This is a genomic window from Gulosibacter sp. 10, assembly GCF_900163695.1.
GTDB lineage: Bacteria > Actinomycetota > Actinomycetes > Actinomycetales > Microbacteriaceae > Gulosibacter.
Window position 1 is genome coordinate 85754 of the sequence record NZ_FUIC01000024.1, and the last position, 23596, is coordinate 109349.

Consider the following 23596-nt stretch of genomic DNA (forward strand, 5'->3'; position numbering starts at 1 on the left):
CGAAGAGGAACCGGGGCCGAGCGGGAGGGGTTTCAGTCTCCGCCCATGGGGCTGCCCAGCAGTTCGCGGACCCGTCCGGCGACCGCGTGGAAGCGCTGGTCTTCGAGCGTGGGCTCGTACTCGCGCTCGTGGGGCAGATCGATGTCGAACTCCTCAATGATGCGGCCCGGTCGGGGACCCATCACGACCACACGGCTCGCGAGGTAGACGGCCTCGGGCACCGAATGGGTGACGAGCAGAATGGTCTTGTTCGTCTGTGCCCAGACGCGCTGCAGCTCGACGTTCAGATGTTCGCGCGTGAGCGCGTCCAGCGCGCCGAACGGCTCGTCCATCAGCAGCACATCAGGATCATGGAGCAGCGCGCGGCACAGAGAGACGCGCTGCTGCATGCCGCCGGACAGCTCGTGGGGGAGCGCCTTCGCGAAGTCGGTGAGGCTCGTCAGCTCGAGAAGCTCGTCGCAGCGCGCGTTCGCGGCCCGTTTGTCGATGCCGCGCATCTCCGCCTGCAGCATGATGTTCCTGCGCACGTCCCGCCACGGCAGCAGTGCGGGGCGCTGGAAGACGAAGCCCACGTCCTTCCGCGGCGCGGTCACTTCCGAGCCACGGAGCTCGATGCGCCCCGAGGTGGGGAGGGTCAGGCCCGCGACGGCTCGGAGCAGCGTGGATTTGCCGCATCCGGATGGACCGACGATCGAGATGAACTCGCCGCGCTGCACCGTCAGATCGACGTGCTCGAGAGCCTGGACGCTTCTGCGCTTGGTCTCGAATCGGATGCCGACGTCGGCGACGTCGAGGAGCGTGTCACTGCGGTCTGGTGCCATGGTGCCTTCAGCCTTGCGTTCGTCGGTGATGAGGGTCATTCAGCGCTCCCGGACGGAGCGAAGCTCGAGTCGAAGTAGTCCTTCGCGGGCTTCGCCTCCTCGATGAGCCCGGCCTCCGCGAGCACGTCGATGGTGGCGTCCCAGTCCTCGGTGGAATTCGCGCCCGGCACGACGGCACCGCTCGTGGGCGATTCGAGGAGGGGAATGGTGCCGTTCCACTGCTCGAGCAGCACTTCGGCTTCGGGCATCTGGGGGTCCTTGCCGTCCATGGCGGCCACGGCGTCTTCCGGATTCTCCACTGCGGCGGCGAATGCTTCGGAGGTAGCCGCAACCATGCTCGACACGAGCTCCGGGTCGTCGGAGATCATTGAGTTGCTCGCGATGAGCCCGTTGCTGAAGAAATTGAGCCCGACATCGGAGTAGCGGAGATAGGTCACATCGCGGCCGCTCTCGGCGGCGATGGTCGGACCCTGATCGTGGGCGAATCCGATCAGCCCGTCCACTTGGCCGTTCATCATCGCGGACATCTTGCCTGCGGCATCGAGGTTCTGTTGCGTGACGTCACCCTCCTCCAGGCCGGCGGCCTCGAGGTAGAGCGGGAACGTGGTGGTCGGGGCGTCACCCGCGGTCGTCGCGATCGTCGCGCCGACGAGATCCTCGGGCTCCGTGATCCCGGAATCGGTGAAGACCTGGACGGCGGAGGGTGTGGTCTGCAGGAACACGCCGACGCTGTGGATCTGCACGCCCTTGTCGATGTTGGAGAGGACCGCGGGGGTGTCGGCCCAGCCGAAGTCGACCTGGCCCTGGCCGGTGGCCTGCGCCGTCTTCGTCGAGCCCTGCCCTGCCTGGATGGTGAGGTTGATGCCGTGCTCCTCGAAGATGCCCTGCTCCACGCCGTAGTAGAAGGGGGCGTGCTCGCCATAGGGATACCAGTTGAGCATGAGGGTGACGTCGGTGAGCTCGCCGTCGCCGCTGCCGCCGCCGGCGTCGCCGCCCGCGCATCCGGACAGGAGCAGACCTGCGCTTGCTACGGCGGCAACGAGGGCGTTGCGTGTTGTCTTCGTTGACATTGGGTGCCTCTCAGGGTTGTTGGGTTGTCGGATGAGGTTGAGGCCGGCCGCTACTGCTCGAGGTTGCGCCGGGATGCGTGCCAAGGCACGAGGAAGTGCTCGGCGATGAGGATGATCGCGAAGAGCAGGATGCCGAGGAGCGACATGATGAAGAGCGCGGCGAAGAGCATGGCGGTGTCGACGTTGCCGTTGGCCTGCAGGATCACGTAGCCGAGACCTTCGTTCGCGCCCACGAATTCGCCGACCACCGCACCTGTGACCGCGAGCGTCGCGGCTACCTTCATGCCCGAGAGCAGCTCCGGCAGCGCGGCGGGGAAGCGGACCTTCATGAAGGTCTTGAAGCGGGACGCGCCCATCGTGCTCGTCAACTCGAGGATCTCGGGATCGATGGTGCGCAGGCCGCTGATGCCCGCGATCACGATGGGGAAGAACGCCATCAGCACGGCCACGAGGATCTTCGGCTCGGGGCCGAACCCCATCCATACGATGAATAGCGGCGCGATCGCGATCTTGGGGATAACCTGTGCGAAGAGGATGAGCGGATAGAACGTGCGCTCGAGGGTGCGCGAATAGACCATCACGATCGCGACGATGATGCCGACGACGACGGAGATGACGAAGCCGAAGACGGTCTCGGCGGTCGTCACCACCGTGTGCTGCCACAAGTAGGCGGCATTCTCGGTGAACGCCGCGATCGTGTCGGCCGGCGAGGGCAGAATATAGGGGGCCACGAGGTCGGCCTCGGTGACGATCCACCAGGCGATGGCCGCGAGCACGAGGAATATGGTCGGGTAGACGTACCCGCTCATGCTCTGCAGCCATGATCCGCGGGCATTGCCCCTCGATTTCGGGGGTCGCTTCTGCGGGGAATCGATCACGGGCGTTGCGGTGGTCGCACTGGTCATGCGGGCTCCTTACATCGTTGTAAGTGGTCAAGCGGGTAACCGCTTTCCCAATGGGTTTAGGATAGCGCCACCCCATCCTCGGGGCAACTGTTCGGGGCAGATAGTGTGAGCAGTGGTGCTGTTGGGTGCCCTTGAGCGCGAGAGTTTTCCCTCGATTTTCCAATGCGGGGAATCCGGCGGCGTCGCGGAAGCTCTGCGCAGGGTGGGTGCGTGTCGCGGCAGTCCTGGCGACGTGGGGCGTGCCGCAAAAGTCCTGACGGGGCGGTCCGCGCCGTGGAGGCGCGTCCCGAGGATCTTGGGGTTTCCCTTGCGCTCCCGCCCAACCCATGTATATCCTTCAACAACTGGTCAGACCACTGACCAGAAGGGAGGATACAAGTGTCTAATGAATATCCCGACTTCCTAGGCCACGACGCCGACGACGCTGTCGCCGTTGCGGTTCGTGACGTCGCTCCGGGTGAATCCATCGTCGGGTTCCTGGACGGCTCGCCTACGAAGTCCGTCGTCGTCAATGCGGACATCCCGCTCGGCCACAAGGTCGCGCTCAAGGAGGTCGCGAACGGTGCCGAGGTCACGGAGTACTCGCTGCCCATCGGCACCGCAACCACTGACATCAAGCAGGGTGACTACGTCCACACCCACAACGTAAGGAGCGCACGGTGGCAGAACAGCGTCGCCTAACCGGTTTCCGCCGTCCCAACGGCAAGGTCGGCATCCGCAACAACGTCGCGATCCTGCCGGTCGACGACCTCTCGAACGCCGCCGCCGAGGCAGTGGCGTTCCACGTGCCCGGCACGCTCGCGCTGCCGCACGCCTTCGGCCGGCTGCAGTTCGGCGAGGACCTGGAGCTCACGTTCCAGACGCTCATCGGCGTCGGCTCCAACCCGAACATCGCGGCCGTCGTCGTCATCGGCATCGAGCCGAACTGGACCGCCCGCGTCGTCGAGGGCATCGCCAAGAACGGCGTGCCCGTCGAGGGCTTCTCGATCGAGGGCCACGGCGACCTCAAGGTCGTCGAGCGTGCCTCGCGCGTCGCCCAGAAGTTCCTGCAGGACGCATCCGAGATCCACCGCGAGCCGGTCGAGCGGGCCGAGATCCTGCTCACCACCAAGGACGGCGAGTCGGACACGACCACCGGCCTCGGCTCCTGCCGCGCCACCGCCTACCTCATTGACCAGTGGGTGAGCGACGGCGGCACCGTGATCTTCGGCGAGACCAGTGAGCTCACCGGGGGCGAGCACCTCATCGCCGACCGCTGCATCGACGACAAGGTGCGCGAGCGCTTCCAGTCGTTCTACGACGGCTACATCGAGATGATCGAATCCACCGGCGCGAACCTCCTCGGCTCGCAGCCCACCCAGGGCAACATCGCCGGCGGCCTCTCGACCATCGAGGAGAAGGCGCTCGGCAACATCGTCAAGACGGGCTCGCATCCCATCGCCGGCGCGCTGGCACCCGCCGAGGCGCCGTCCGTGCAGGGGCTCCACTACATGGACACCTCGTCCGCGGCCGCCGAGTGCGTCACGCTCATGACCGCAGGCGGGGGCGTGCTCAACATGTTCCCCACCGGCCAGGGCAACGTCATCGGCAACCCCGTGCAGCCCGTGGTGAAGATCACCGCCAACCCCAAGACGGCGGACCTGATGGCCGACCACATCGATGTCGACTGCTCCCCGCTGCTCACGCGCGGCCAGTCGCTCGAAGAGGCCGGCGAGCAGCTCATCGAGGTCGTGGAGCGGACGATCAACGGGCGCCTCTCGGCGGCCGAATCGCTCGGCCACCGCGAGTTCACCCTCACGAAGCTCTACCGAAGCGCGTAGCGGGGGCAAGCGGATGTCGGCGTTGGGACTGCTGCGAACCCGGCGGCCTCAACGCCGACAGCGCCTCGGGGGAGGAGCCGCTCAGGCCTCCTCGACGCCCCGGGCGTGGGCCGTGATGCGCGCGCACTCCACGTGCAGCTTCGCGGCCGCGGCGGCGCCATCGCCGTCGCCCGCGAGGATGGCCTCGAGGATGCTCCGATGCTCCTCGCGCGCCTGTTCGAGACGCCCCGGCATGTCGAGCGTGGACTGCATGCCCTCCGAGAGGATGCCGTTGAGCACCCCCTGGGTCTGCGCGAGGAACCGGTTGCCCGAGGCGCGGACGATCTCGAGGTGGAAGTCCATGTCGAGCCGCTGGATCTCATCGAAATCCGGCGGCTCGGCGAGGGAGGCCTCCTGCAGGCGGTCGTGCGCGAGTCGGACCTTCTCGAGCGCATCCGCCTCGTGCACCTCGGCGGCCCAGCGGGCCGCCGGCACCTCGAGCACCTCGCGCATGTCGAAGAGCTCCTCCTTGCTGTGCACCGACTCGATCACGGACTGCCGCAGCTCCTTCACCGAAGCGGGCTCGGCCACGAACACCCCGCGGCCGTGGTGCACCACCAGCAGTCCCTCGCTCTGCAGCGCCCGAACCGCCTCGCGCACCGACGGCCGGCTCACCGACAGCGCCTGCGCGAGCTGCCGCTCGGAGGGCAGTCGCTCGCCCGGCTCGAGCCCCTCGACCTCGATCCATCGGACGATCTCGTCCTTGATGCGCTCGGTGATCGACGGCTCTTTCAGCTCTCGCCAGGTGTGCCTGACATGTGCATCCGGGGAAGTGGCCATGGTTCAAGAGCATAGTGCGCATTCATCGAGGTCTGACCAGTATCCGCTCCCGGATGCCCCCGATCGTCGGGCGGAACCGGAGCGCGGACCGACCGGATCGGCAGCGCTTCTCCCGCCGGAATAGCGGTGCGGAAAGCCGATTCCACCGCTATTGACAGCGGGCATCGCCCGTCATATGTTGGCCAGAGGTCTGGCCAGTGAGTTCAGCAAACAAAGGAGTTGTGCGAACATGACCACCAATCTTGTGGACGGCCGTTGGTTCGATCCCGAACGCCGCCGCGAAGTCCTCAACCCCGTCGACGGATCCGTCGTGGGCGAGATCGGCTACGGCGACGCGGAGCTCGCCCGCACCGCCGTCGACGCGGCCGCCGCCGCGCAGGCCGAATGGGGCGCCCGCCCGGCCCGGAGCCGGAGCGACCTGCTCCGCAAGGCCGCCGACCTCATCAGCGAGCGCGCCGAGACCATCGGCGCGACCCTCGCCCGCGAGGCGGGGAAGCGGCTTCCCGAGGCCATCGGCGAGGTGCACGGCTCCGCCGAGTACTTCCGCTGGTTCGCCGAGGAGGCCCGCCGCCCGCACGGCGCCGTCTACACCCACGAGGCGCCCAACCGGCGCCATGCCTCCATCCGCCGCCCCGCCGGCGTGGTCGCGAGCCTCACCCCGTGGAACTTCCCCTGCTCCATCCAGGCGCGCAAGCTCGCCCCGGCGCTCGCGGCCGGATGCACCGTCGTCGCCCGCGTCTCCGAGAAGGCGCCGCTCGCCGCCACCGAGATGTTCCGCTGCCTCACCGACGCGGGCATCCCCGCCGGCGTCGTCAATCTCGTCCACGGCCCCGCCCGCGAGATCACCGAGGCCTACCTCTCCCACGACGCCGTGCGCGTCGTGAGCTTCACCGGCTCCACCGGCATCGGCCAGGACGTCATGCGGCTCGCCTCGCGCAACGTCGCCCGGCCCCTGCTCGAGCTCGGCGGCAACGCCGCCTTCATCGTCTTCGAGGACGCGGACATCGACAACGCGGTCGAGGGCGCGATGCTCGCGAAGTTCCGCAACACCGGCCAGTCCTGCATCGGCGCCAACCGGTTCTACGTGCAGCGCTCGATCTTCGACGAGTTCACGAGCAGACTCGCCGAGCGCATCTCCGCGATGACCGTGGGCGACGGCACCGCCTACCCCGTGCCCGACCTCGGCCCGTGCATCGACGACCGCCGCGTCGAGGAGCTCGAGACCATGCTCGCGGAGGCCCTCGACGGCGGAGGCCGCCTGCTGAACTCGCCGGTCGAGACGCCGGCCACGGGCAGCTACTGCGCCCCCGCGCTCGTCGCGGACGCGCCGGCCGACAGCGCCCTCGCGCGGCAGGAGATCTTCGGGCCCATCGCCGCCGCGTTCCCCTTCGACACGGAGGCGGAGGCCTTCGATCTCGCGAACGGCACCGACATGGGCCTCGCGGGCTACGTCTACACCCGCGACGCCGACCGGATCTGGCGCGCGGCGGAACGCATGGAGGTGGGCGTGCTCGGCGTCAACGAGCCCCTGCCGACCGTAAGCTTCGCACCCATGGGCGGGGTCAAGCGCTCCGGACTCGGCAGGGAGGGCGCCGAGGTCGGACTCGAGGAGTTCCAGGAGACCGTCTACCTCGCCATCGGGATGAACTCCTGAATCCCGCAGGCACCCATCCGTTCAGCACAGCACGAATCGGCACCGCTGCCGAGAACGATTCGAACGAATCACGCGAAAGGAACGCCATGTTCACACTCACCTGCATCGGTGTCGGCAATATGGGCGGCGCAGTCGCCCGGCGCCTCGTCACCGGAGAATTCGACGTCACCGTCTACGACCCCGACGAAGCCGCGATGGACCGCTGCGTCGAATCCGGCGCGACCAAGGCGTCCTCGTTCGAGGAGGCCGTCCGCTCGGGCGACGTCGTCCTGACCAGCCTGCCCACCACGGCGCTGGTGCTCGACACCGTCGAGAAGATCGCGGCCGAGCTGCCCGAGGGCCGCACCGTCGTCGACATCTCGACGATCGACCCCGGCACCGCCCGGCGGGCCGCGACGATCTGCGAGGAGCACGGGCTCGACTTCGTCGCCTGCGCGCTCGGCAAGACGCCCGCGCACGCCGAGCAGGGCGCCATCCCCCTCTTCGTCGGCGGCGCCCCCGACGTGCTCGACGCGCTCGAGCCCCTCTTCGAGCGGATGGGCGAGAAGACCTACCGGTTCGACGACGTCGAGGGCGCCACGGCCTTCAAGCTCGTCTCGAACCAGATCGGCATGACCAACGTCGTGACGCTCGCCGAGGGGCTCGCGGTGGCACGCGGCGCGGGCATCTCGCCCGAGCTCTTCACCGAGGCGCTCAAGGACACCGGCGCGGTCTCCTTCCAATCCGAGGTGCGCCTGCCCTGGATGCTCGAGCACGACTGGTCCTCCCGCTTCGGCGTCGACCTCGCCGCCAAGGACGTCGGGCTCGCGCTCGACACCGCGCGGGCCCAGGGCCTCGACACCCCCGTGAGCACTGCCGCCCTCGAGCAGCTCCGCAAGAGCTCCGCCCAGGGCTCCGGCCGGGAGGACGTCGTCGCCGTCGCGAAGCTCTACGCGGAAGGCTCGGAGGGATGAGCGAGCGCATCGCCGTCGTCGAGGACGTCTGGGGCGCCGCCTTCGACGAGCTCGAGACCAGGCGCGACGTGCTCGTCGACCCCGAGGCCTGGGCGGACCCGGCACGGCTCTCGGAGATCGCCGCCGCGAGCGCGGTGCTCGTCGTGCGCAACCGCACGCAGGTCACCCGCGAACTCCTCGAGCGGTCGCCGGGGCTCCGCCTCATCGCCCGCGCCGGCGTCGGCCTCGACAACATCGACCTCGAGGCCGCCGACGAGCTCGGCGTCGTGGTGGTCGCCGGCCTCGGCGCGAACGCCGCGAGCGTCGCCGAGCACGCCCTCGGCCTCGCACTCGCCACGGCCCGCCGCACCCTCCCGCTCGACGCGGAGGTGCGCGAGGGCGGCTGGAACCGGGCGCCCGGCCGCGAACTCGCCGGGGGCACGTGGGGCCTCCTCTCCGCCGGCGCCACCGCCCGCGCCACCGCGCGGCTCGCCCGCGGCATCGGGATGGAGGTCGTCGCCTTCGACCCCTACGTCGACCCCGCCGACCCCGGGCTCGCCGAGCTCGGCATCCGGCTGGTCGAGTTCGAGGCGGTCGCCGCGCTCGCGGACGTGCTCAGCGTGCACCTCCCCGCGACGCCCGCCACCCGCAACATCGTCGACACCGGATTCCTCGCGCACATGAAGCCGCACGCGATCCTCATCAACTGCGGCCGCGGCGAAGTGATCGACGAATCCGCCCTCGCCGACGCGCTCGCGGCCGGGCGCATCCTCGGCGCCGGACTCGACGTGCGCCAGCAGGAGCCCACCCCGGCCCCCGACCCGCTCGCGCGGTACGACAACGTCGTGCTCACCCCGCACATCGCGGGCATCACCGAGCAGGCGCAGGCGCGCATCATGCGCATCCTGTGCCGCGACATCGACGCGGTGCTCGACGGCCGCCCGACCGAGGCGCACGTCGGCAGACGCAGCGCGCCGGAGCGGGGCGCCGAAGGATGAGGACCACGGTGCAGGACCTCCTCGCGCTGACCGCCGAGCTGCTCGTCGACCGCGGGCTCGCCCGCGACCGGGCCGAGCGCACCGCGAAGGTGCTCGTGCAGGCCGAGCTCTGGGGCATCGGCTCGCACGGCGTGCTGCGCCTGCCGATCTACCTCGACCGGCTCGCCGAGGGCGGGCACCCGGCGGACGCCGACCTGACCACGGTCGACGACACCGGGCCGCTCCTCACGCTCGACGGCAACGGCGGGCTCGGGCACTGGCAGCTCGCGGAGGCGACCTCGCGGGCCGTCGAGCGGGCCGGGCGGTACGGCATCGCCGCGGCCGGCGTCGCGAACTCCGGCCACTGCGGCGCGCTCGGCGTCTACGCCGCGCAGATCGCGGACGTCGGGATGGCCGGGCTCGTGTTCTCGTGCGGCCCGGCCGCGCTGCCGGCCTGGGGCGGCAGGACGGCGCTGCTGTCCACCTCGCCCATCGCCGCGGGCTTCCCGATGCCCGGCGGCAACGCGATCATCGACCTCGCGATGTCCACCGTGGCGCGCGGCAAGATCGCGGCGCATGCCCGGGCCGGGGAGCCGCTGCCCGACGGCTGGGCGCTCGACGCGGACGGCGAGCCGACCAACGACCCCGTCGCAGCCCTCACGGGCATGCTGTCGCCGCTCGGCGGCGCGAAGGGATTCGCGCTCGCCTTCATGGTCGAGGCGCTCACGGCCGGACTCGTCGGGCCGCTGCTCTCGGCCGACGTGCCCGACTTCTTCGACCGCGAGCAGTACGGCGCATCCCAGCGCATCGCGCACCTCGTGATCGTGCTCGACCCCGCCAGGACCGGCGCGGGCGGCGACGCCGAGCAGCGCCTCGGCGAGCTCGCGGAGCGGACCGCGCAGGCCGGCGGCCGCGTCCCCGGATCGCGGCGGCGCAGCCTCGAGCAGGTCGAGCCCGACACCCCGATCGACATCGCAGACGACCTCTGGGAGGAACTCACGACCCGTCGAGAACCGACCGAATCGACCGAGTGAACCGCGCCGAACCGGCGTGACAACCGTGCGGTGCGAAGGCGCATCGCCGCACATAGCAATCGCAGGAGCAGCCCGCCTCATCCACGGCGGGGCCCGGATCAGCAGGCCGTCAGCGCCGACGGCGGCACAGCGCTGAGGGCCCCGCAGCCGGCGGCCGCTGCCCGCTGCACGGCGAACCGGGCGCCCGAGCGCGCCCGACAAGCGAAGGAAAGATCGACAATGGACGCACAGAACAGCGCGAACGACCGGGCGGCGGCCGCCGCCCAGAGCGACCCGCCGGGCGCACAGGCGGCGGACGGCGACCACCAGGTCACCAACAAGGAGGTCCGCACGGCGGTCTCCTCATCCACGATCGGCACCTCGATCGAGTGGTACGACTTCTTCCTCTACGGCACCGCGGCCGGCCTCGTCTTCGACCGGCTCTACTTCCCGAACGACGACCCGATCGTCGCGACGCTCCTCGCGTACGCGACCTTCGCGGTGGGCTTCATCGCCCGACCGCTCGGGGGACTCGTGTTCGGCCACCTCGGCGACCGGATCGGCCGCAAGAAGACGCTCGTCGCCACGATGTACATCATGGGCATCTCGACCTTCCTCATCGGCGCGATCCCCACCTACGACCAGATCGGCTACTGGGCGCCCGTGCTGCTGACGCTGCTGCGCATCGCCCAGGGCATCGCGATCGGCGGCGAATGGGGCGGCGCCGTCCTGCTCAGCGTCGAGTACGCGCCCAAGAACCGACGAGGATTCTTCGGCAGCTTCCCGCAGATGGGCATCGCATTCGGCCTGCTGCTCGGCACGGGCGCGTTCACGATGCTGAGCGTGTTCATGTCTCCCGAGAACTTCCTCGCCTGGGGCTGGCGCATCGCGTTCTTCGCGAGCATCGTCCTCGTGATCGTCGGCCTCTACCTGCGGTCGAAGATCGCCGAGACGCCCGCGTTCCGCGCCGCCCGCGCCAACATGGAGGGCCTCGAGCGGGCGGTGCCGCTCGCCGAGCTGTTCAAGGACCGCATCTCGCGCCGCCACATGTTCCTCGGCATGGGCACGCGCTACGCGGAGGGCGTCTCGTACAACCTCTGGGCGGTGTTCCTCATCTCGTTCGCGACCGGATCCATCGGGTTCGAGCAGACCGACGTGCTGATCTCGCTCATGATCACCGCGGCCGTGCTCGCCGTGTTCATCCCCATCTGGGGGCGCGTCTCGGACAGCCTGCCGCGGCGCTGGGTCTTCGGCGGCGGGGCGATCGCCCTCGCGATCGTGGTCTTCCCGGCGTTCTGGGCCATGCAATCCGGGTCCTGGATCGTGCTCACGCTCGTGCTGATCCTCGTGCTCGGCATCATCCACCCGGCGATGTACGGCCCCCAGGCCGCGTTCTACGCCGAGCTGTTCCCGCCCTCGACGCGATACAGCGGCATCTCCATCGTGTACCAGGTGTCCGGCATCGTGGCGGGCGGGCTCACGCCGATGATCCTCACGTGGTTGCTGGGGATGGGCGGGCTGCAACTCTCGCTCGCCTACGTCATCGCCACCTGCGTGGTCACCGTGGTGTGCGTGATCGCCATCCGGCCCAAGCACATCCGCGCGGTGCTCGACGCGGAGAAGGACGTCACCGTGAACGAGTGATGTCGGGCTCGCCGGATTCGGGGCGAATAGCCGCGCTGCACCCGTATATGGGTGGGCGGGGCTATTCGCCCCGAATCTGTTGGTGCGTCAGCGCTTGTAGAAGCGCAGGGCGCCGGGCCGGGGCGCCGTCATCCTGCTGCGCCGACCGGTACTCTTCCAATCTGCGATAAGACGTCGCTGAGCGCGGCATGCCCCCTGTACGGGGAGGATGCTGCGCTCAGCGACGTCTTCCCGCAGGCGCCCGGCTCCCGGTCGCCCGCTCGGCACGTCGAAGGGGCCGGGACAGGACAGCCGGTCCGGACTGAGGTGGCGTTCCGAACTGAGACGGCAGGGCCGGAATGGGAAGGCGGGCCCGGAGCGGGAAGGCAGAGCCAGAACGAGAAAGCGGATCCGGACTGAGGCGGCGGTCCGGAACGGGAAGGTGGGATCGCCGCAGTCGTCGAAGGGCGCCATGCGAGCGGCAGGCAAGACCATGTGAACCCCAAGCAAGTACGGCTGGCTGCAGACATGATGCGCACTCTGCACTCTGCACTCTGCACTCTGCACTCTGCACTCTGCACTCTGCACTCCGGACTCCGGACCCCGCACCCCGCACCCCGGGCCTCAGCCGGGGGACCGCAGCTGGGGCGCGCTGGGTCGCGAGTGGTGTGGCGTGCGGCGGTGTGATGCGATGACGCGTGGCGAGGCCATGGCACCGAGCGGCTGAACTCTTCAGCACCTGTCGTGTTCGCCTGCGCCGCGCTCTTCGGCAGGGAGAATCTGCACTAGGAGGGCAGTGAGCGAGCCATCCCCCTCGTATCGGGGGCATGCGGCGCTGACTGCCCTCCTAGTGCAGAAGCACGGTCTTCAGTGGTCGCTCGACGGCGCGGAGAGACCGGAACCGAGTGGACTCAACCGCAGAATGCAGCGGAATCGGATGACCGGCGAGGATGCCCCCGTCCGTCCTGTGCATTGACGAGCGGGCCCGTAGTGAAGACGAGCGGACCCGGAGCGAATCGGTGCCCGGCGGGCGCCTTCGGCAGGATGCCGTCGATGAGTCCGGGCGGGCAGCCGCAGCGCTGCGGGCGCAACCCTCGGCGGACTGCCTCAGATCGCGTCGAAGCCCAGCAGGCCGGGCACGAACACCGCCGCGATCCCCACGAGCACGATCACCGCGGTCGACACCGCCGCCAGCACGACCGGCCGCCCGCCGACCTTGATGAGCGACTTGATGTGCACGTTGAGCCCGAGCGCGAACATCGCCGTCGAGAGCGCGACGGTCTGCACGACCTGCGTGACGTCGAGCACCGGCTCCGGCAGCACGCCGAGGCTGCGGAGCGCCACGCATGCGACGAATCCGATGATGAACAGCGGCACGAGCGGCGGCCGCGAACCGGAGCCGGACTCGCCGACCTTGCGCCGGCGCGCCGCCGAGAGGCCGATCATGATCGGCGCGAGCAGCAGCACGCGCGCGAGCTTCACCGTGACGGCCACGGCCAGGGCGCCGCCGCCCACGATGCCGCCGGCGGCGACCACCTGCGCGACCTCGTGCGTGGTGAGGCCGATGAGCATCCCCGTCTGCTCGGGCGTCGCGCCCAGCAGCGCAGCGAGCGCGGGCATCGCCGGGATCATCACCGTGCCGAAGACCACGACCAGGGCGAGCGCCGTCGCCGTCTCCTCCTCATCCGCATCCGTCACCGACTTCGCGCCGGCCACCGCCGCGGCGCCGCAGATCGAGAAGCCCGACGCGATGAGGATGCGCTGGTCGAGGCCGATCCGCAGCCACCGGCCCACGAGCATCGTGAGCCAGAAGGTGATGCCCACGGCGGCGATCACGGCGAGCACGCCCCATCCGCCGAGCGCGAGGATGTCGCCCATCGACAGCTGCAGGCCGAGCAGCACGATCCCGAACCGCAGGATCGGCTTCGCGACGATCGCCGTGCCGCCCGACAGCACCTTGGGGTAGGGCAGCAGATTGCGCCAGAGGATGCCGACCACGATCGCGATGAGCAGGCCGCTGATGCCCGGGATGAACTGGGCCACGACTGTCGAGAGGATCCCCACCGCGGCGCAGACCAGCAGGCCGGGCCAGATGGCGCGGATGCGGTCGGCGGTGCGGGGCTTCGAGTCTGTCGTCGGCATGCTCCAATGCTGCGGAGCGGCGCCGGCCGCCGGTAGTGCGATATCGCGCATAGGGGTATATGGTCGCGATATGAGTAAGAGCCGGGAATGGCTGGACTGGGTGCAGCTGCCGACGCTGCGCCTGCTCGTCGCGCTGAGCGACGCCCCCTCGCTGAGCGCCGCCGCGCGCAGCCTCGGGATGGCGCAGCCCAACGCATCCCGGGCGATCACCACGCTCGAGCGCCGCACCGGCCTGGGCCTGCTGAACCGGAGCACGCGCGGTGCCGCGCTCACCGAGATCGGCCATCTCATGGCCGCGTGGGCGAAGGAGGTCGTGGAAGCGCAGGAGCGGCTCGCGGTCGGCACGGATGCGCTCAGCGCGGCGGGGAAGGGCGAGCTCACGGTGGGCGCCTCGCAGACGGTCGCGGAGCATCTCGCGCCGATCTGGATCAGCCGCCTGAACCGCGTGGCTCCGGCCGTGCGCATCGTGCTCGACATGGAGAACTCGGAGCGGGTCATCGCCGGCGTCGTGCAGGGGGAGTACGGCATCGGATTCGTGGAGTCGCCGGGCGTGCCCGAGCACCTGCACCAGGTGGTCATCCGCGAGGATCCCCTCGAGCTGGTCGTGGCGCCGGCGCATCCGTGGGCGGAGCTCGGGCGGCGGGACGGGCAGGTGGCTCTCGCGCAGCTCGCGGAGACGCCGCTCGTCACGCGAGAGCCGGGGTCGGGCACGCGCGCGTTCGCGGATGCGGCGCTCGCGGGATTCGACCGGGTGCCGCCGCTCGCCGAGCTCAACAGCTCCTCGGCGATCGTTCGCGCGGTGCGGGCGGGCGCGGGGCCGACGCTGCTCAGCCGCCTGGCGGTATCGGAGGAGCTGGCGGCGGGACGGCTCGTGAGCGTGCCGATCGCGGAGGGGCCGATCCGCCGCAGTCTGCGCGCCGTGTGGTCGGGGCCGCGTCAGCTCGTGGGCACTGCGGCGCTGCTGCTCGAGACCGTCATGCAGGGCGAGCAGTAGCCGCGGTCGAGCAGTAGGCGCGGTGCACGCGCTGCTCCAGTGGTTCCTGCGGCCCTGTGGCCCTGCGGCCCTGTGGCCCTGCGGCCCTGTGGCCCTGCGGCCCTGTGGCCCTGTGGCCCTGCGGTCCTGTGGCCCTGTGGCCCTCGTGCCGGGGCGGAGGCCTGGGCTGAGGCTGAGGCGCGGGACGCGGGGCCCCCGGGCTTCGTTCGTCCTCTCGGACGGGGCTCCGGCCACGGACGCGTCGCAGTTTGCTGTTTTGGAAGCGCGATAACCGCCATCTGCGACGCATCTGAGGTGGGTGGGCCGGCCCCGGGCCCCGGCCCCTGAGGTCGGCGACCCTGAGACCTGTGGCCCCGAGTCGGGCGATCCTGAGACGTGTGGCCCTGAGGCTGGCGAACCTGAGATGTGTGGTCCGGAGGCGGGCGACCCCGGGACGCGGTTCTACCGAGGGCGCCTGCGGAGGGTTCCCGCGGAGCGTCCCCGGGGAGCGCCCCGCGGGGGCCCGTGAAGGGCATTCCCGCCCAGAGGGCAGGGAGTCCCGCCCGGTACCAGGCCCATCACGACTGCCCACGGTCCTCGCCCCGGCACAGATGCGTCGCAGATTGTCGTTATTAGGCCGTCGGAACAGCAGATTGCGACGCATCTGTTGCCCGAGGGATGCTGTCGGTCCTCTGCTATGGGGTCGTCTGTACGGGTGCGTCGCAGATTGCGGTTATCGGCCTCTCGGAACGGCAGGCTGTGACGCGTCTGCGGCTGATGGTGCCGTTGTGCGGGTGGGTGACCCGCCGGCCATCGGTCTGGTCGACCGCTCAGATCGGATGTGTCGAAGTTTGTGGTTATGGGGTTGTCAGAACTGCAGTCTGCGACGCATCTGTGTCGGGGAGCCGCCTTCGCTGGTGGTCGGCGATTGCCGGGTGTCGACCGGGCTGGCCTCGCTCAGCCCGGATGCTCAGCCCAGATGCGTCGAAGTTTGTCGTTATGGGGCTGTCGGAACAGCAGATTGCGACGCATCTGTGACCGGGACACCATTCGGATGCGACGCATTGCAGCATCGCACTCCGGTACCCCGAGCATCCAAAGCAGGCCCCTCGCCACCACGAGCCCACCGCAAGCCCATTCGTCACCGAGAGCCCGAAGCAGGCTCCTCGCCGCCACGAGCCCAGGGCGAGCCCGCTCGGCGCCGTGAACCCAAAGCCGAGCCCCGGCACGCGAGCCCCGGTCAGGCCTACTCGGTGACGCGCGCCCCGAATCGTGAGGGCAGCGTGGCCTCGCGGATCTCGCGGAGCTGCGAGACGGGCAGCGTGAACTGGCCCTGCACCTCGAGCTGCGCATCCTCGCCCGAGCCGTCGGTCACGCCGATGCGCAGCACGGGGAACCCGCGCGCCTCGCACATGAAGTTGAAGCGCACGTCGTCCTCGCGCGGCACCGAGACGATCACTCGGCCGGTCGACTCCGAGAAGAGCGCGGTCGCCGCATCCACGCCGTCGCGAGCGAGGATCTCGTCGAGCACGATCCGCGCGCCGATGCCGAAGCGCGTCACGCACTCCGCCAGCGCCAGCGCCAGGCCGCCCTCCGAGAGGTCGTGCGCCGATCCCAGCAGCCCCTGCTTCGACGCGCCCTGGATGAGGTCCGCGAGCTCGGCCTCGACCTGGAAATCGACCTGCGGCGGCAGGCCGCCGAGGTGGTCGTGCACCGCATCCGCCCACAGCGAGCCCGAGAGCTCCTCGCGGGTGGTGCCGAGCAGGTAGATGTTGTTCCCCTCGTCCTGCCAGGCCGAGGGGACGCGGCGGTCGACGTCGTCGAACTTGCCGAGCACCGCGACGGTGGGGGTCGGGAAGATGGGGTTGTCGCCGGTCTGGTTGTAGAACGACACGTTGCCGCCGGTCACCGGGATCGACAGCTCGAGGCAGCCGTCCGCGAGGCCCTCGACGGCCTCCTTGAACTGCCACATCACCTCGGGGTTCTCGGGGGAGCCGAAGTTCAGGCAGTCGGAGACGGCCATGGGCTTCGCGCCCGTGGTCGCCACGTTGCGGAAGGACTCGGCGAGCGCGAGGCGCGCGCCGGTGCGCGGGTCGAGCTGCGCGTAGCGGCCGTTCGCATCCATGGCGAGCGCCACGCCCAGGCCGGTCCGCTCGTCCACGCGCACGACGCCCGCATCCTCCGGGTATGCGAACGCGGTGTTGCCGAGCACGTAGCGGTCGTACTGGTCGGTGATCCACGACGCATCCGCCGCGTTGGGCGAGCGGAGCGCCGCGAGGAACTGCTCGCGCAGCTCCTCCGGGGACTGCGGGCGGGGGAGCGCCTCGGCGCGGTCGGCCTGCAGCGCGTCGATCCAGCTCGGGTGCTCGACGGGGCGGTCGTAGACCGGGCCGTCGACGGCGACGGTGGAGGGATCGACGTCGACGATGCGCTCGCCCTTCCAGTCGATCGTGAGGCGGCCGGAGTCGTTGACCTCGCCGAGCACGCTCGCCTCGACCTCCCACTTGCCGACGATCTCGAGGAACGCGTCGAGCTTCTCGGGCCGCACGACCGCCATCATGCGCTCCTGCGACTCCGACATGAGGATCTCCTCGGCCGTGAGCGAGGGGTCGCGCAGGAGCACGTCGTCGAGCGAGACGTGCATGCCGCCGTCGCCGGCCGCGGCGAGCTCGCTCGTGGCGCAGGAGATGCCGGCGGCGCCGAGGTCCTGGATGCCCTCGACCACGTCGTGCGCGAACAGCTCGAGGCAGCACTCGATGAGCACCTTCTCGGCGAAGGGGTCGCCGACCTGCACGGCGGGGCGCTTGGTGGGGCCGCCGTCGGTGAAGTTGTCGGAGGCGAGCACGGATGCGCCGCCGATGCCGTCGCCGCCCGTGCGCGCGCCGAAGAGCACGACCTTGTTGCCGGCGCCGCGGGCGTTCGCGAGGTGCAGATCCTCGTGCTTGAGCACGCCGACGGCGAGCGCGTTCACGAGCGGGTTGCCCTGGTAGATCGGGTCGAACCAGGTCTCGCCGCCGATGTTCGGCAGGCCCAGACAGTTGCCGTAGAACGAGATGCCGCCGGTCACGCCATGCACGACGCGCGCCGTGTCCGGGTGGTCGATCTGGCCGAAGCGCAGGCCGTCCATGACCGCCACGGGGCGCGCGCCCATCGAGATGATGTCGCGCACGATGCCGCCGACGCCGGTGGCCGCGCCCTGGAAGGGCTCGATGTAGCTGGGGGAGTTGTGCGACTCGACCTTGAAGGTCACCGCCCAGTCGTCGCCGAGGTCGATGACGCCGGCGTTCTCGCCCATGCCGACCATGAGGTGCTCGGTCATCTTCTCGTTCGTCTTCTGGCCGAACTGGCGCAGGTACTTCTTCGAGGACTTGTAGGAGCAGTGCTCCGACCACATGACCGAGTACATGGCCAGCTCGCCCGAGGTGGGGCGGCGGCCGAGGATCTTGCGGATGGCCTCGTACTCGTCCGCCTTGAGTCCGAGGGTCTCGTACGGCTGCTCCTTCTCGGGCGTCGCCTTCGCGTTTTCAACGGTGTCGGGAACGTGCTGGATGCTCAACTGCGACGGCTCCTATGGTGCGGATGCGGACTGCGGAGGATGCGGATGGCGGTCGGTCGCCGGTCCTCCGACGAGTCTAGTCGCTCGGGGCGCGGCCGCCGCGGTGCAGGTCGGGCGCGGATTCGGGCTTCCGGAGCCGGTTTCGGGGCGGATGGCGGCGCGGCGTCGCATGCGTGGATGCGGGAGCCATGCGTCCCGGAGGTGGTGGGGTGCGGACACGGATCCGGGAGCCGGCGAGGTGCGTCCTCGAGGAGGGGACTGCGGGGATGCGGGTGCGCGGCGGCGCGATTGGGGTGGATAGCTGGAGGGGACCGTATATGTGGATGGTTCGGCTATTCGCCCCGAGAGCGGTCGCGCGCAAGGGCGGGGTGCGTTCCGGAACCGGAGGGATGTGTTCCGGAGACGGCTGCGGGAGCCGCACGTCCCCGAAGGCGGCGGGGTGCTTGGCGGGTGGCGGCGCGATTGGGGTGGATAACCCGTGGGAACCGTATATGTGGATGGTTCGGCTATCCGTCCCGAGAATGGTGGCACGCAGGGCTGGTGGCGGCCCCAATTGGGACGGATGGCCGGTGGGGACCGTATATGTGGATGGTTCGGCTATCCGCCCGAGAATGGCTGCGCGCAAGGGCCGCGGCGGATCAGGAGGTGCCGGTGATGCCGGCGTAGACGGCCTCGCCCGTCGACACCTCGTACAGCAGGCGCACGCCCTCGACGCGGAACTGCTCCTCCTCGGAGGCCTCGCAGCCCGCGTCGCCGCACTCGGCCTTCGACGCATCCATCACGATGGGCTGCACCTCGACGAACTGGCCGTCGGGCTGCCCGGCGATCACGTCCTGCCAGGCCGGCCAGGACTGGCTGTCCGGGGTGATGTGCTCGAACTCGAGCACCTGGCCCTCGAGCACCGTGAACTGGTAGACCGCCTCGCCGTCGGCGACGGCGTCCCAATCGGCCGCCTCGAACTGGTCCTGCTCGGGAGAGATGCACCAGTTCTCGCATTCGATCGTGAGGTCGTTGACGGCGAGGGTCACGAGGTCCTCATAGTCATCGGGGAGGTCGCCGGGCGCGGGCTCGCCGGAGGGCTCCTCGGAGGCGTCGGCCGCGGCGTCCTCCGCGGCGGTATCGCCGGTGTCGGCGGTCTCCTGCGTCGGTGCGGTATCGGCGGCCGCATCCGAGTCGGAGGTGAGCGGGGCGCTCTCTACCGGCTCGGCGTCGCCGGCGCATCCGGCGAGGGCGAGCGAGGCGGCCGCGAGCAGGCTCAGCGGCAGGAGGCGTGTGCGGATCGTATTCATGGTGGATCACCTGTTTCGTCCGTCCCGCCGGCCGCTTCGCCGACGGGACGCCAGTATGCGGCGCGGGCCTTGAAGCCGCCTCCGCCCGAGCGGATGATTCCCCGAGTGCCATGCCGGTGCAAGGCATCCTGACACGCAGCCTCTCCTCGGCGGATTCCCGGCAGGCGCCTCTCCCGGCGGCAGGCGCATTCGAGGATCGACGCAGCGGTGAGGTGGGGATACGACGAAGCTGGGAAACGTGCATCGGGAGCAAGTACGTCGTGGCCGTATGCAGAACGGCCCAGACAGAAACGGCCTGGGACAAAGCCGGTCACGTGCAGAACGGGTCGGCGAACAGGACGAGGCAGCGTGCGCCGAAGCAGAGTCGGCCAGGTGTGGGCGGCCGGAGGCGGAGAGAGCCCGGGTGAAGGCTGGGCCAGGACGGAGCAGGTCAGGAGCGGAGCCGGCCAGGCGCTGAGTGGCTCGAGGCAGGACGGGGCGGGCCAGAGCGCGCCGGGCCAGAGCGCGCCGGGCCAGAGCATCCCGGGCCAGAGCATCCCGGGTCAGAGACCCCGAGGCTGCGCGCACCAGGACGGACACGGCCGCGCCCGGCCGAGAAGGCGGCCGCCGCCCCGCCTCTCATCCGCGCCTCATCCGGCGCGGGCAGACTGAACGCCGTGAACGGACGACTCCGAGGCCCGGCGACCCGCGGCACCCCGTGGGTGCGGCTGGGCGCGCTCATCGCCGCGGGCATCGCGGCGGTCGTCATCGTGGTCGCGCTGGCGCTCGGCCTCGCGAGCGCGACCCCGGGCACCGTGAACCTCGGCCCCCTCGTGGGCGAGAACGACGGGCCGATCGGCGGATCGGCGACCGGGGCGCCGCAGCCGACCGACCCCGAGGGCACCGAGTCGCCCGAGCCCACGCAGCCGGAGGATCCGACCGAGACCATCCCGCCCACGGAAGGCGACGGGGACGCGGCGGCCGACGGGGAGCGCGAGAATCCCGTGACGGTGCCCGGGCCCGGCGTGCAGCTGCCGCAGCCGGAGCCGGAGCGCCACGAGGACGGCGACGATGACGACGACGGCGATGACGACGGAGACGACGATGACGACTGAGCCGAGGTCGTGAGCGCGGCATCGCCTCCCCGCCGCCGGGCCCGCGCCTGGCGGCGGTTCACCGTGCGCAGCAGGATGATCTTCGTCCTGGTCGCGCTCACGCTGCTCGCCATCGCGATCTCCGGCGTCGTCTCCTACGCGCTGCAGCGCAACGCGACCCAGGCGCGCATCGACCAGGAGCTCATCCGCGGCGTCGAGGAGGTGCGCATCCTCGCGCAGGAGGGGGTCATGCCCGAGACGGGCGAGCCTTTCGTCGAATCCGAGGACCTCGTCTACGTGGCCATGCAGCGCCACTGGCCCGGCCAGCACGAGTCGATGCTCGGCCTCGACGCCGCGGGCATCGCCGTCTACCCGCACAGCAGCGTGCCGCTGCGGCTCGAGGACGACCCGCAGCTCGTGGCGGCGCTGCAGCAGGAGGCGAGCCCCGGCGCCTTCCTCGAGGATGTCGAGATCCGCACCATCGCCACCGACATCACCACCTACCGGGCCGTGCTCATCCCTGTCCACTTCGCGCAGGACGCCGAGCCGAGCCTGCTCGTCTTCGCGATCGACTACGGCGAGACCCTGCGCGAGCTCGACGGCATCTTCCTCACCTACGCGCTCACAGGCCTGGGCGTGGCCCTCGTCATCGCCCTGCTCGGCTCGATCATCATCGGCCGGCAGCTCGCCCCGCTGCGAGCGCTGCAGTCCACGGCCGCGGAGATCTCGGATGCGGATCTCGAGCGCCGCGTGCCGGTCACGAGCGCGGACGACATCGCGGAGCTCTCGCTGACCTTCAACGAGATGCTCGACCGCATCCAGGCGGCGTTCCGCTCGCAGCGGCAGCTGCTCGACGATGTCGGGCACGAGCTCCGCACGCCCATCACGATCGTGCAGGGCAACCTCGAGCTGCTGAACCCCCGCGACCCGGCCGAGGTGGAGCAGGTGCGCGAGATCTCGCTCGACGAGCTGGAGCGCGTGAACCGCCTCATCGAGGACCTCATGACCCTCGCGAAGGCCGAACGGCCGGACTTCGTCTCGCCCGCGCCGCTCGACCTCGAGACCTTCACGAGCGAGGTCGCCGACAAGGCGGCTCGGCTGGGCGACCGCGAATGGTCGGTGGCGGAGTCGGCGCGGATCGTGCACGATCTCGACAGCCAGCGCATCACCCAGGCCTGGCTGCAGCTCGCGGGCAACGCGGTGAAGTACTCCGAGCCCGGATCGCCCATCTCGCTCGGATCGCGCGTGGTGCCGGGACTCGAACCGACGCTCGAGCTGTGGGTGCGGGATGCGGGCATCGGCATCGCCGAGGGCGACCGCGACCGCATCTTCGAGCGGTTCGGACGCGGCGGCAACGCCACGCGCGCCGAGGGCACCGGGCTCGGCCTGAACATCGTCGTCGAGATCGTGCGCGCCCACGGCGGCTCGGTGGGCGTCGACTCCGAGCCGGGCTCCGGTTCGACCTTTACGATGAGCTTCCCGCTCGGCGCTCGCGGCCGGGCGGCTCCCGCCGCGACCCGAGGAGCGACATGACGCAGATCCTGATCATCGAGGACGAGCCCCGCATCACCGATTTCATCTCGAAGGGGCTCGCGATGGAGGGCTTCGAGTCCACCTCGGCAGCGAGCGGCGCGGAGGGGCTCGGGCTCGCGCTCTCGGGGCGGTTCGCGCTCGTGATCCTCGACCTCGGGCTGCCCGACATGGACGGGTTCCAGGTGCTCCGGAAGATCCGCGCGGTGGACGAGCAGCTGCCGGTGATCATCCTCACGGCGCGCACCTCGAGCACCGACACCGTCGCCGGCCTCACCTCCGGCGCCGACGACTACGTGCCCAAGCCCTTCCGCTTCCCGGAGCTCGTGGCGCGGGTGCGGCTGCGGCTCCGGTCTGCGGCGGCGCAGGAGCCCGAACCCGAGGAGGAGGCGCTGCGGCACGGCGACCTCGTGCTCGACCCGGTGCGGCATCTCGTGACCATCGGCGACCGCGTCGTGGATCTCTCGGCGCGCGAGTTCGACCTGGCGGAGATGTTCCTGCGCAATCCGGGTCAGGCGCTCACCCGCGACCAGCTGCTCGCGAACGTGTGGGGTTATGACTTCGATGCGGCCTCGAACGTGGTCGACGTATACGTGCGCTACCTCCGCAACAAGCTCGGCGCATCGAGGTTCGAGACGGTGCGCGGCGTCGGCTACCGGCTCGTGGAGGAGCGGCGATACCTGGGGTAGCCGCCCGCGCGGGGCTCGTTCCGGTGCCGGGTGGGGCTCACCGCCTGCGGCGGTGCCGTCGCTGGGATCGAGCGGAGCGGGGCAGGCGCCGGAAGCGATCGGGCCGGCTCGCGTTTCGCGGATGCGCCGCGGTCCGCGTCGAATAAGAGCGTGTCCCCGTGTTCGTGCGGATATGAGTGCGGCGTTGGACGCGGGCGCGAATGTGGAGGAGACGCCGTGTCCGTGCCCGGATGCGAGACCTGTGCGCGGATGCGAGGGGCCCGTGCGCGGATGCGAGGGAAACGTCGTGATCGGATGCGGATGTGAGGGAAACGTCGTGATCGGGCGCGGATGTGAGGGAGATGCCCGGTTTGCGTGTTGCTTTCCGTGTATGAGTCTCATATCCGCGAAGGGCTGTTGTCGCAGTCGAGGACTCATCGTGGATGTGAGGGATATGCGGGTTTTGGCCCGGATGTGAGGAAGATGCTGCAGCCGGGTTCGGAGGTGAGGAAGATGCTGAAGCCGGGTTCGGATGTGCGGGAGATGCTGCAGCCGGGCGCGGATGTGAGCGATATGTCGGGTTTGCGCGCCGTATTTCGGTGATATGTCTCATATCCGCGGAGTCTGCTCGGGATGGGGGAACCTGCGCAGACGGCAGACGGCAGACGGCAGACGGCAGACGGCAGACGGCAGACGGCAGACGGCAGACGGCAGACGGCAGACGGCAGACG

General features: G+C 70.1%; 18 protein-coding genes. 11 read left to right on the forward strand and 7 right to left on the reverse strand.

Features of this window, described 5'->3' with window-relative positions; all coding sequences use genetic code 11:
- Positions 1-32: 32 nt before the first annotated feature.
- From FM112_RS09590 to FM112_RS09600, 3 genes are read right to left on the reverse strand one after another with little or no spacing between them, the layout of a single operon-like run.
- Complete coding sequence (locus FM112_RS09590; protein ID WP_254910435.1) at positions 33-860, reverse strand: ABC transporter ATP-binding protein; 828 nt, start codon at positions 858-860, stop codon at positions 33-35.
- Positions 857-1891, reverse strand: coding sequence for an ABC transporter substrate-binding protein (locus tag FM112_RS09595; protein WP_087006892.1), 1035 nt, complete (start codon positions 1889-1891; stop codon positions 857-859). The genes FM112_RS09590 and FM112_RS09595 overlap by 4 nt, the downstream gene beginning before the upstream one ends.
- A 50-nt stretch (positions 1892-1941) precedes the next feature.
- Positions 1942-2796: an ABC transporter permease gene (locus FM112_RS09600; protein WP_087006894.1), complete on the reverse strand. Its 855-nt coding sequence runs from the start codon at positions 2794-2796 to the stop codon at positions 1942-1944.
- Positions 2797-3174: 378 nt separating this feature from the next.
- On the opposite strand from FM112_RS09600, the gene FM112_RS09605 reads away from it, so the two are divergent.
- Both FM112_RS09605 and FM112_RS09610 read left to right on the forward strand, forming a co-directional pair.
- Positions 3175-3477 carry a UxaA family hydrolase gene (locus FM112_RS09605; RefSeq protein WP_087006897.1) on the forward strand — a complete coding sequence of 101 codons (303 nt, stop codon included), beginning with the start codon at positions 3175-3177 and terminating at the stop codon, positions 3475-3477.
- Complete coding sequence (locus tag FM112_RS09610; RefSeq protein WP_087006899.1) at positions 3456-4616, forward strand: UxaA family hydrolase; 1161 nt, start codon at positions 3456-3458, stop codon at positions 4614-4616. The genes FM112_RS09605 and FM112_RS09610 overlap by 22 nt, the downstream gene beginning before the upstream one ends.
- An 81-nt stretch (positions 4617-4697) precedes the next feature.
- Here FM112_RS09610 and FM112_RS09615 read toward each other — a convergent pair whose 3' ends face one another.
- The gene (locus tag FM112_RS09615; protein WP_087006901.1) at positions 4698-5435 is read right to left on the reverse strand and encodes a FadR/GntR family transcriptional regulator; all 738 of its coding nucleotides are present in this window, start codon (positions 5433-5435) and stop codon (positions 4698-4700) included.
- Between the two features lie 229 nt (positions 5436-5664).
- On the opposite strand from FM112_RS09615, the gene FM112_RS09620 reads away from it, so the two are divergent.
- The 5 genes from FM112_RS09620 to FM112_RS09640 all read left to right on the forward strand — a co-directional run bounded on the left by FM112_RS09620 (position 5665) and on the right by FM112_RS09640 (position 11655).
- Complete coding sequence (locus tag FM112_RS09620; RefSeq protein WP_087006903.1) at positions 5665-7089, forward strand: NAD-dependent succinate-semialdehyde dehydrogenase; 1425 nt, start codon at positions 5665-5667, stop codon at positions 7087-7089.
- A gap of 86 nt (positions 7090-7175) precedes the next feature.
- On the forward strand, positions 7176-8042 hold the full coding sequence (locus FM112_RS09625) for an NAD(P)-dependent oxidoreductase (protein ID WP_087006905.1): 867 nt from the start codon (positions 7176-7178) through the stop codon (positions 8040-8042).
- The gene (locus FM112_RS09630; RefSeq protein ID WP_087006906.1) at positions 8039-9019 is read left to right on the forward strand and encodes an NAD(P)-dependent oxidoreductase; all 981 of its coding nucleotides are present in this window, start codon (positions 8039-8041) and stop codon (positions 9017-9019) included. Before FM112_RS09625 ends, FM112_RS09630 begins: the two co-directional genes overlap by 4 nt.
- Positions 9016-10032: an Ldh family oxidoreductase gene (locus FM112_RS09635; protein ID WP_087006908.1), complete on the forward strand. Its 1017-nt coding sequence runs from the start codon at positions 9016-9018 to the stop codon at positions 10030-10032. The genes FM112_RS09630 and FM112_RS09635 overlap by 4 nt, the downstream gene beginning before the upstream one ends.
- A gap of 219 nt (positions 10033-10251) precedes the next feature.
- Positions 10252-11655: an MFS transporter gene (locus FM112_RS09640; RefSeq protein WP_087006910.1), complete on the forward strand. Its 1404-nt coding sequence runs from the start codon at positions 10252-10254 to the stop codon at positions 11653-11655.
- A 1086-nt stretch (positions 11656-12741) separates the two neighbouring features.
- Here the strand turns inward: FM112_RS09640 and FM112_RS09645 are convergent.
- Entirely contained in the window at positions 12742-13776 is a 1035-nt protein-coding gene (locus FM112_RS09645) for a YeiH family protein (protein WP_087006912.1), read from the reverse strand.
- Positions 13777-13846: 70 nt separating this feature from the next.
- On the opposite strand from FM112_RS09645, the gene FM112_RS09650 reads away from it, so the two are divergent.
- Positions 13847-14770 (forward strand): LysR family transcriptional regulator, encoded by a 924-nt coding sequence (locus tag FM112_RS09650; RefSeq protein WP_087006914.1) that lies wholly within the window; start codon positions 13847-13849, stop codon positions 14768-14770.
- A 1225-nt stretch (positions 14771-15995) separates the two neighbouring features.
- On the opposite strand, the gene purL is transcribed toward FM112_RS09650, so the two are convergent.
- Both purL and FM112_RS17240 read right to left on the reverse strand, forming a co-directional pair.
- The gene (gene purL, locus FM112_RS09655; protein ID WP_087006916.1) at positions 15996-18305 is read right to left on the reverse strand and encodes a phosphoribosylformylglycinamidine synthase subunit PurL; all 2310 of its coding nucleotides are present in this window, start codon (positions 18303-18305) and stop codon (positions 15996-15998) included.
- Between the two features lie 638 nt (positions 18306-18943).
- The gene (locus FM112_RS17240) at positions 18944-19594 is read right to left on the reverse strand and encodes a hypothetical protein (RefSeq protein ID WP_087006918.1); all 651 of its coding nucleotides are present in this window, start codon (positions 19592-19594) and stop codon (positions 18944-18946) included.
- A gap of 656 nt (positions 19595-20250) precedes the next feature.
- Here FM112_RS17240 and FM112_RS09665 point away from each other — a divergent pair.
- Genes FM112_RS09665 through FM112_RS09675 form a run of 3 tightly spaced genes read left to right on the forward strand, consistent with a single transcriptional unit; the run spans position 20251 to position 22886 of the window.
- A complete protein-coding gene (locus FM112_RS09665) occupies positions 20251-20688 on the forward strand; it encodes a hypothetical protein (RefSeq protein WP_087006920.1) in 438 nt (145 codons plus the stop codon).
- Positions 20689-20697: 9 nt separating this feature from the next.
- Positions 20698-22200, forward strand: a complete 1503-nt coding sequence (locus FM112_RS09670; protein ID WP_254910436.1) for a cell wall metabolism sensor histidine kinase WalK — start codon at positions 20698-20700, stop codon at positions 22198-22200.
- Positions 22197-22886 (forward strand): response regulator transcription factor, encoded by a 690-nt coding sequence (locus FM112_RS09675; RefSeq protein WP_087006922.1) that lies wholly within the window; start codon positions 22197-22199, stop codon positions 22884-22886. The genes FM112_RS09670 and FM112_RS09675 overlap by 4 nt, the downstream gene beginning before the upstream one ends.
- Positions 22887-23596: the final 710 nt, after the last annotated feature.

What these genes read in the sequence shown, in the direction of transcription:
- FM112_RS09590 (WP_254910435.1), bottom strand. Translation starts at nt 860, where the DNA reads ATGACCCTCATCACCGACGAACGCAAGGCTGAAGGCACCATGGCACCA.
- FM112_RS09595 (WP_087006892.1), bottom strand. Translation starts at nt 1,891, where the DNA reads ATGTCAACGAAGACAACACGCAACGCCCTCGTTGCCGCCGTAGCAAGC.
- FM112_RS09600 (WP_087006894.1), bottom strand. Translation starts at nt 2,796, where the DNA reads ATGACCAGTGCGACCACCGCAACGCCCGTGATCGATTCCCCGCAGAAG.
- FM112_RS09615 (WP_087006901.1), bottom strand. Translation starts at nt 5,435, where the DNA reads ATGGCCACTTCCCCGGATGCACATGTCAGGCACACCTGGCGAGAGCTG.
- FM112_RS09620 (WP_087006903.1), top strand. Translation starts at nt 5,665, where the DNA reads ATGACCACCAATCTTGTGGACGGCCGTTGGTTCGATCCCGAACGCCGC.
- FM112_RS09625 (WP_087006905.1), top strand. Translation starts at nt 7,176, where the DNA reads ATGTTCACACTCACCTGCATCGGTGTCGGCAATATGGGCGGCGCAGTC.
- FM112_RS09630 (WP_087006906.1), top strand. Translation starts at nt 8,039, where the DNA reads ATGAGCGAGCGCATCGCCGTCGTCGAGGACGTCTGGGGCGCCGCCTTC.
- FM112_RS09635 (WP_087006908.1), top strand. Translation starts at nt 9,016, where the DNA reads ATGAGGACCACGGTGCAGGACCTCCTCGCGCTGACCGCCGAGCTGCTC.
- FM112_RS09640 (WP_087006910.1), top strand. Translation starts at nt 10,252, where the DNA reads ATGGACGCACAGAACAGCGCGAACGACCGGGCGGCGGCCGCCGCCCAG.
- FM112_RS09645 (WP_087006912.1), bottom strand. Translation starts at nt 13,776, where the DNA reads ATGCCGACGACAGACTCGAAGCCCCGCACCGCCGACCGCATCCGCGCC.
- FM112_RS09650 (WP_087006914.1), top strand. Translation starts at nt 13,847, where the DNA reads ATGAGTAAGAGCCGGGAATGGCTGGACTGGGTGCAGCTGCCGACGCTG.
- FM112_RS17240 (WP_087006918.1), bottom strand. Translation starts at nt 19,594, where the DNA reads ATGAATACGATCCGCACACGCCTCCTGCCGCTGAGCCTGCTCGCGGCC.
- FM112_RS09675 (WP_087006922.1), top strand. Translation starts at nt 22,197, where the DNA reads ATGACGCAGATCCTGATCATCGAGGACGAGCCCCGCATCACCGATTTC.